Origin of the sequence: Symbiopectobacterium sp. (genome assembly GCF_051710365.1) — a bacterium.
GTDB lineage: Bacteria > Pseudomonadota > Gammaproteobacteria > Enterobacterales > Enterobacteriaceae > Symbiopectobacterium.
This window is the reverse complement of sequence record NZ_JBPETA010000017.1, coordinates 22,612-29,352: the sequence shown is the minus strand read 5'-3', so window position 1 is coordinate 29,352 and position 6,741 is coordinate 22,612. Positions and strand designations below refer to the sequence as shown.

Here is a 6,741-nt window from a genome sequence, read left to right as displayed (position 1 = left end):
TCAATGCTGTTCAATGTGGCAGTTACTGAACAAGGTTCGCCGCTTCATGGAAACCGTCAGCCCGTTTCCCAGTGGAAAACATGGACAGGCAAAAGTGTAGCGGTATTAGGAACAGCTATTTAGCATGCGGTGCGCGTCAGCGTCTCTGTTAACACAGGTTGTACAGCACGCCAGTTCGCTGCGTTGGCATGCCATTTTGCTGGCGTTGGTATTTGGCGTAATGAAAACGTTAACGCCTGAAGCCAGTGCCGTGTTGCAGCAGACGGGTACCATGCACCTGATGGTGATTTCTGGATTGCATATCGTTTTGGCTGCCCTGTTCGGTTGGGGACTGATGCGCGCGGTGCAACGCTTGTTACCGTTGCGTTGGATAGTACCGTCGTTACCGCTGTTGGCCGGAGTGCTCCTGGCCTGGAGCTATGCATGGTTAGCGGGCGAGAACCCTCCGGCGATCCGGGCCGCACTGGCTTTTAGCGTCTGGACGCTGATTCGCTGGTGGGGTGTCACCTGCACATCCTGGCAAGTGTGGTTGTGGTGTGTCGCCTTAGTGTTTCTTAGTGAGCCAATGATGGTACTGTCCAACAGCTTTTGGCTCTCTTGTGTCGCCGTCGCCGGGCTGATTTTTTGGTTTCAATGGGCTCCGTTGCCTTATGGTTTACGGCAAGGGTGGCAATGGGCGCTACTGCGTGTGGCACATTTGCAATGTGGCATAACCTTACTGCTGCTGCCGTTGCAATGGGGCATATTTAAGGGCATCAGCCTGACATCGCTACCGGCTAATATCTGGGCCGTGCCACTGGTTTCTTTTGTTACGACACCCTTGGTGTTGTTGGCACTGCCGCTGGCGTCGTTCCCCCCGTTAAGTTACAGCACCTGGTGGCTGGCGGATCGATCGTTGGATGTGGTGTTCATGGTGCTCAAGCCGCTGCAACGCGGTTGGATAACGATTGATGAACATTACCTTGCCTGGAGCCTGCTGGGGTGGTGCGGTGTCATTATCTGGCGCTTTGGCTGGTGGCGCGTCTATCCTGCCAGCGTAGCGGCGTTAGTGCTGTATCTGGTGCTGCAACGGGCGGCAGCTCCGCAACCGGAGTGGCGAGTGGATATGCTGGATGTGGGGCACGGATTAGCCATTGTTATCGAGCAGGAGGGGCATGCTGTCCTGTTTGATACAGGCAGCCAGTGGCCGGGCGGAGACATGGCGCAGTACGAGATTTTGCCCTATTTACGCTGGCGCGGCATCACGCCCGAGGCGGTTATTCTCAGTCACAGCCATCAGGATCACATCGGTGGGCTGGGTTCTTTGTTGCAGGCGTACCCAGCGCTCACTGTCTACAGCCCGTTTACCGAGCCGGGTCATCGCGCTTGCATCCAGGGGGAAAACTGGCAGTGGCGAGGGTTGAGGTTTACGGTATTGTGGCCGCCGAAGCTGGTGGCGCACGCAGGCAACGATGATTCCTGCGTGGTGCGTATCGATGACGGTAAACACCGTGTGTTATTGACCGGAGATATTGAAATAAAAGCAGAAAGACGCCTTGAGAGCGCACTGCGAGACGAACTGGCTGCTGATTTGTTACAAATTCCCCACCACGGAAGCAAGACCTCATCCAGCGCGCCGTTTTTACGCGCGGTGAATCCCCGGTATGCGCTTGCCTCTACCGGGCGTTATAATCCGTGGCGTCTGCCGTCTGCTGCGGTTATCGCACGTTATCGCCAAGCGGGGCATCATTGGGTCGATACGGTGCAGTCAGGACAAATCAGTGTACGTTTTTTCAACGAACGCTGGCAGGTTTTACCCTATTCGTGAGCGGCTATTGCCGTTTTGGTATCATCAGTGGTTTGGCGTAAAGCGCGATAGTGAGTAGAATAAGCGGCTATTTATAAATAATTCAGGTTTATTGCATGCTGAATGATAAAGACCTCTCCACCTGGCAGACCTTCCGTCGCCTGTGGCCGATGATTTCTCCCTTTAAGGCGGGCTTAGCCGCGGCGGCAATTGCGCTTATCATCAATGCGGCGGGTGACACGCTGATGCTCTCGCTGTTGAAGCCTTTGCTGGATGAAGGGTTTGGGAAAACCGATCGCAGCATTCTGCTGTGGATGCCACTGGTGGTGATGGGCCTGATGCTGGTACGCGGGGTAACCGGTTATGTGTCCGCCTACTGCGTCTCTTGGGTATCGGGCAAGGTGGTCATGAATATGCGCCGTCGTTTGTTCAGCCACATTATGGGCATGCCCGTAGGCTTCTTTGATCAGCAATCAACGGGAACGCTGCTCTCTCGCATTACCTATGATTCTGAACAGGTGGCTTCGTCCTCATCCGGCGCGTTGATTACGTTGGTACGTGAAGGTTCATCGATTATCGGTCTGTTTGTGCTGATGTTTTACTACAGTTGGCAACTGTCTATTATCCTGATTGTTATCGCTCCCATCGTGGCTATTGCGATCCGCGTGGTATCTAAACGCTTTCGTAATATCAGCAAAAATATTCAGAACACCATGGGGCAGGTGACGGCCAGCGCCGAGCAGATGCTGAAAGGCCATAAAGAAGTGCTGATTTTCGGCGGTCAGGACGTTGAAGTGGCGCGTTTCGATAAAGTCAGTAACCGAATCCGTACCCAAGGCATGAAAATGGTGTCGGCGTCAGCGATTTCTGATCCGATCATCCAGTTGATTGCGTCTCTGGCGCTGGCATTTGTGCTTTATGCCGCCAGCTTCCCGAGTGTGATGGATACGTTGACGGCCGGGACCATTACCGTGGTGTTCTCCTCGATGATCGCCCTGATGAGTCCGCTTAAATCGTTAACTAACGTCAATGCCCAGTTTCAACGCGGCATGGCAGCCTGCCAAACTCTGTTTGCCATTCTGGATATGGAGCAGGAGAAAGACGAAGGTACGCGAGTGCTGGAAAGGGCCGAAGGCGATTTGGAATTCCGCAATGTCAGTTTTGCCTATCCGACCAAAGAGACATTGGCGCTGAGGAATGTCAGCCTGCACATTCCTCCGGGTAAAACGGTGGCGTTGGTTGGGCGTTCGGGTTCCGGCAAGTCCACCATCGCCAACCTGATCACGCGTTTTTACGACATTCAATCCGGCGAGATCCTGCTGGATGGGCATGACCTGCGCGACTATACGCTCTCCTCGCTGCGTCGTCAGGTCGCGTTAGTGTCGCAACACGTGCACCTGTTTAACGACACCATTGCTAATAATATCTCGTATGCCTGCGGCGATCGCTACTCGCGAGAAGACATCGAGCGCGCAGCCAAAATGGCCCATGCGATGGACTTTATTAGCAAAATGGATAACGGACTGGATACGATTATCGGTGAAAATGGCGTATTGCTCTCTGGCGGGCAACGTCAGCGTATCGCCATTGCACGCGCATTACTGCGTGATTGTCCGATTCTGGTGCTGGATGAAGCCACGTCAGCACTGGATACCGAATCAGAACGAGCGATTCAGGCTGCGCTGGATGAGCTGCAAAAAGATCGTACCGCGTTGGTGATTGCGCACCGTTTGTCTACTATCGAGAGTGCTGATGAGATTCTGGTCGTTGAGGATGGGCAGATTATTGAACGCGGGCCGCACGCGGAGCTGCTGGCGAAAAATGGCGCTTACGCACAGTTGCATAAAATGCAGTTTGGCGAATGATAGCGCGCATCTGGTCTGGTGCATCGCGGCTCTACTGGCTGCTGATCCCTTTGGCGATGTTGTACGGATTGATAACGGCGGTTATCCGCTATAGCTACCGTGCTGGCTGGCGTCGTGCCTGGCGCGCGCCTATCCCGGTAGCGGTTGTGGGTAACCTGACCGCCGGTGGAAATGGTAAAACGCCGCTGGTGGTCTGGCTGGTGGAGCAACTGCAACGTCAAGGGTATCGCGTTGGCGTGGTATCGCGTGGCTACGGTGGCAAGGCGGAGCGCTATCCGCTGGTGGTGGATGCCTCGGTGTCTACGGCGCAAACGGGAGATGAGCCAGTACTGATTTACCAGCGCACGGGCGCTGCGGTGGCGGTATCCCCTGTGCGGCGCGATGCCATTGAAGCGCTACTGGCGCGTCAGCCGCTTGATGTGATTGTCACCGATGACGGTTTGCAGCACTATGCGCTGGCGCGGGATATCGAGATTGTGGTGGTGGACGGTGAGCGTCGTTTTGGTAACGGCTGGTGGCTGCCCGCCGGGCCGATGCGCGAACGGGCCGATCGTTTGCGCAGCGTGGATGCCATTGTGGTTAACGGTGGCGCATCCCAGTCCGGCGAAATTGCCATGCATTTGCAACCGGGTGACGCGATTAATGTACTCACAGGTGAAACCTGCCCGGTGGCGACCTTGACGGGAAGTGTCGCCATGGCGGGCATTGGTCATCCGCCCCGATTTTTTGCCACGCTACGGGCTCAAGGCGTGAACGTTGTGCGCGAAGTCACGTTTGCCGATCACCAAACTTATTTGCCAGAAGCCATTCAAGCGCTGACCGAGGATAATCAGCAGCCATTGCTGATGACGGAAAAAGATGCGGTGAAGTGCCGCGCTTTCGCCCAGGCTAACTGGTGGTACGTGCCGGTAGATGCGCAACTTGCCGAGTCTGGAGCATCACTATTGCTGGATAAGATAACGTCACTGTTGCCTTCACCGCGCGCGTAACGTGGCTACCCATTTTGTTTGTAAGCACCTTTAATGGAGGATGCATGGATCACCGTTTACTCGAGATCGTTGCCTGTCCGGTATGCAACGGACGGTTGTACTACAACAAAGAGAAGCTGGAACTGATTTGTAAAGCGGATGCTTTGGCCTATCCGGTGCGTGATGGTATTCCGGTCCTGCTGGAAAACGAAGCGCGCAAAATTCCCGCCGATGAGATAACACAATGAGTTTTACTGCGATCATACCTGCGCGCTATGCCTCAACGCGCTTACCGGGAAAGCCGCTGGCGGATATCAACGGTAAGCCGATAGTGGTGCATGTGATGGAACGCGCCCTGGAATCCGGTGCCAGCCGTGTTATTGTCGCGACGGATCATCCTGACGTTCAACGTGCGGTGGAACTGGCTGGCGGGGAAGTGTGTCTGACCAGCACCGATCACCATTCTGGTACGGAACGTTTGGCAGAGGTTATCGAACGTTACCAATTCCCGGATGATGAAATCATCGTTAACGTCCAAGGGGATGAACCCTTGATTCCTCCGGTGATTATTCGTCAGGTGGCGGATAATCTGGCCGTGTGTCAGGCCGGGATGGCGACTTTAGCCGTACCTATCACCACTGCAGAAGAGGCGTTTAACCCCAATGCGGTAAAAGTGGTGATGGATGCGCAGGGCTATGCGCTCTATTTTTCCCGCGCCACCATTCCCTGGGATCGCGAGCGTTTTGCTCAAAACAAGGAGACGATTGGCGACCATTTCTTACGCCATATTGGCATCTACGCTTACCGCGCAGGTTTTATCCGTCGTTATGTGACCTGGCAGCCCAGTAGCCTGGAGCAGATCGAACTGCTCGAACAGTTGCGCGTGCTGTGGTACGGCGAGAAAATCCATGTTGCGGTAGCGCAGGCCGTGCCCAGCGTCGGCGTAGATACGCCAGAAGATTTACAGCGCGTGCGTGCGGCGATGCTGTAACGTTCGCTACTACGTTCCCATCGTCATTCCCGCGAAGGCGGGAATCTCTTGCTGAAGAAACGCCTTTATTCTCGCAGAGATCCCCAGCTTTCGCCGAGGATGACGAAGGGTAAAGTGACTTTTTTATCTAATCCCTCCACTTGCTCGTGACATCACCTCTCGCCTTGCGCCAAAACCGGTATACCGCCTGCCGATGGCACTTTATTTGATCTATATTGAAGAAATTGACGGCGGTCCACCGCATGATGACACGCGGGATCCTGAAGCAGGAGCGAGGTTTAGCAACGTATGGAATATTTGAAGGCTGAATTAAGCACGGTGTTGGGGGGAAAAATTAAGCCGGCTCGAACGCATCAGTTAGCAACCCTACACACACTTATACGCCCTGTATGACAATAACGGCAACGCCATGCCGCTGTTGGCGAAAAGCTATGTCTGTCAGGGCATTGCGCAGCAAGAAGCGTACAAGCTTTCCATGCTGGCGCGCGAGGGGGATGTACGCTTGCCGACGGTGTACGGTGTGGTGATCACCCAGGAAGCCCCCTACAAAGAGCTGTTGTTGATTGAGCGCCTGCGCGGTGTATCAGTCGAAGCGCCAACGCGCACCCCCGAGCGTTGGATGTCGCTGATGGATCATGTGGTTGAAAGTGTGCTGCTCTGGCACCGCATCGATAGTCACGGCTGTGTGGGCAGAGTGGATAGCACGCAGGATAACGACTGGCTCAGTTGGTACGAACAGCGGCTGGAGGTGCTTTGGTCAACGTTATTGAATGTAGGTGCACCGTTACTGACGCAGGAAGATCGCAGCGTGTTGTACCGCTCGCGCCAGTGTCTTGATGCCTTGTTTGATGATTTTGATGACGGTTGCGTGTTGGTGCACGGCAATTGATCAACCCCGGCATGATGTTGTGGGCTCCCAGGGAATATGACATGTTTCGCCTGTGCGAGCCGGGCATGTCGGAAGCGTTACTTTATCGCTACCTGCAAAAAGCACCGTTGGCGGAAAATTTTGTCTATCGTCGCTGGCTTTACGTCATTTGGGAAGCGGTTTCCCGCTACCTTCAAACCGGACAATTGGATCGCGCGCTGTTCAATCGCGCCACGCGCGAATTGACTCCCTGGCTGGAATAG

General features: G+C 54.7%; 6 protein-coding genes and 1 pseudogene. All 7 read left to right on the top strand.

Annotation, left to right across the window (positions count from 1 at the left end; all coding sequences use genetic code 11):
* Positions 1–100, top strand: a 100-nt coding sequence (locus ACTBDZ_RS02915) for a hypothetical protein (protein WP_438813920.1), incomplete at its 5' end; no start/stop codon positions are given.
* A gap of 24 nt (positions 101–124) precedes the next feature.
* The gene (locus tag ACTBDZ_RS02910) at positions 125–1,807 is read left to right on the top strand and encodes a DNA internalization-related competence protein ComEC/Rec2 (RefSeq protein WP_438814172.1); all 1,683 of its coding nucleotides are present in this window, start codon (positions 125–127) and stop codon (positions 1,805–1,807) included.
* Positions 1,808–1,902: 95 nt separating this feature from the next.
* Positions 1,903–3,651: a lipid A ABC transporter ATP-binding protein/permease MsbA gene (gene msbA, locus ACTBDZ_RS02905; protein ID WP_438814171.1), complete on the top strand. Its 1,749-nt coding sequence runs from the start codon at positions 1,903–1,905 to the stop codon at positions 3,649–3,651.
* Positions 3,648–4,640 carry a tetraacyldisaccharide 4'-kinase gene (gene lpxK / locus ACTBDZ_RS02900; protein WP_438814170.1) on the top strand — a complete coding sequence of 331 codons (993 nt, stop codon included), beginning with the start codon at positions 3,648–3,650 and terminating at the stop codon, positions 4,638–4,640. Before msbA ends, lpxK begins: the two co-directional genes overlap by 4 nt.
* Positions 4,641–4,684: 44 nt before the next feature.
* Positions 4,685–4,867, top strand: coding sequence for a Trm112 family protein (locus ACTBDZ_RS02895; protein WP_291971880.1), 183 nt, complete (start codon positions 4,685–4,687; stop codon positions 4,865–4,867).
* Positions 4,864–5,610 (top strand): 3-deoxy-manno-octulosonate cytidylyltransferase, encoded by a 747-nt coding sequence (gene kdsB / locus ACTBDZ_RS02890; protein ID WP_438814169.1) that lies wholly within the window; start codon positions 4,864–4,866, stop codon positions 5,608–5,610. The genes ACTBDZ_RS02895 and kdsB overlap by 4 nt, the downstream gene beginning before the upstream one ends.
* Before the next feature lie 288 nt (positions 5,611–5,898).
* Positions 5,899–6,741: pseudogene (locus ACTBDZ_RS02885) on the top strand (YcbJ family phosphotransferase).

Bases quoted from the DNA above. Each gene is read 5' to 3' on its own strand.
- kdsB (WP_438814169.1), top strand. From the start codon at position 4,864: ATGAGTTTTACTGCGATCATACCTGCGCGCTATGCCTCAACGCGCTTA.
- ACTBDZ_RS02895 (WP_291971880.1), top strand. From the start codon at position 4,685: ATGGATCACCGTTTACTCGAGATCGTTGCCTGTCCGGTATGCAACGGA.
- lpxK (WP_438814170.1), top strand. From the start codon at position 3,648: ATGATAGCGCGCATCTGGTCTGGTGCATCGCGGCTCTACTGGCTGCTG.
- ACTBDZ_RS02910 (WP_438814172.1), top strand. From the start codon at position 125: ATGCGGTGCGCGTCAGCGTCTCTGTTAACACAGGTTGTACAGCACGCC.
- msbA (WP_438814171.1), top strand. From the start codon at position 1,903: ATGCTGAATGATAAAGACCTCTCCACCTGGCAGACCTTCCGTCGCCTG.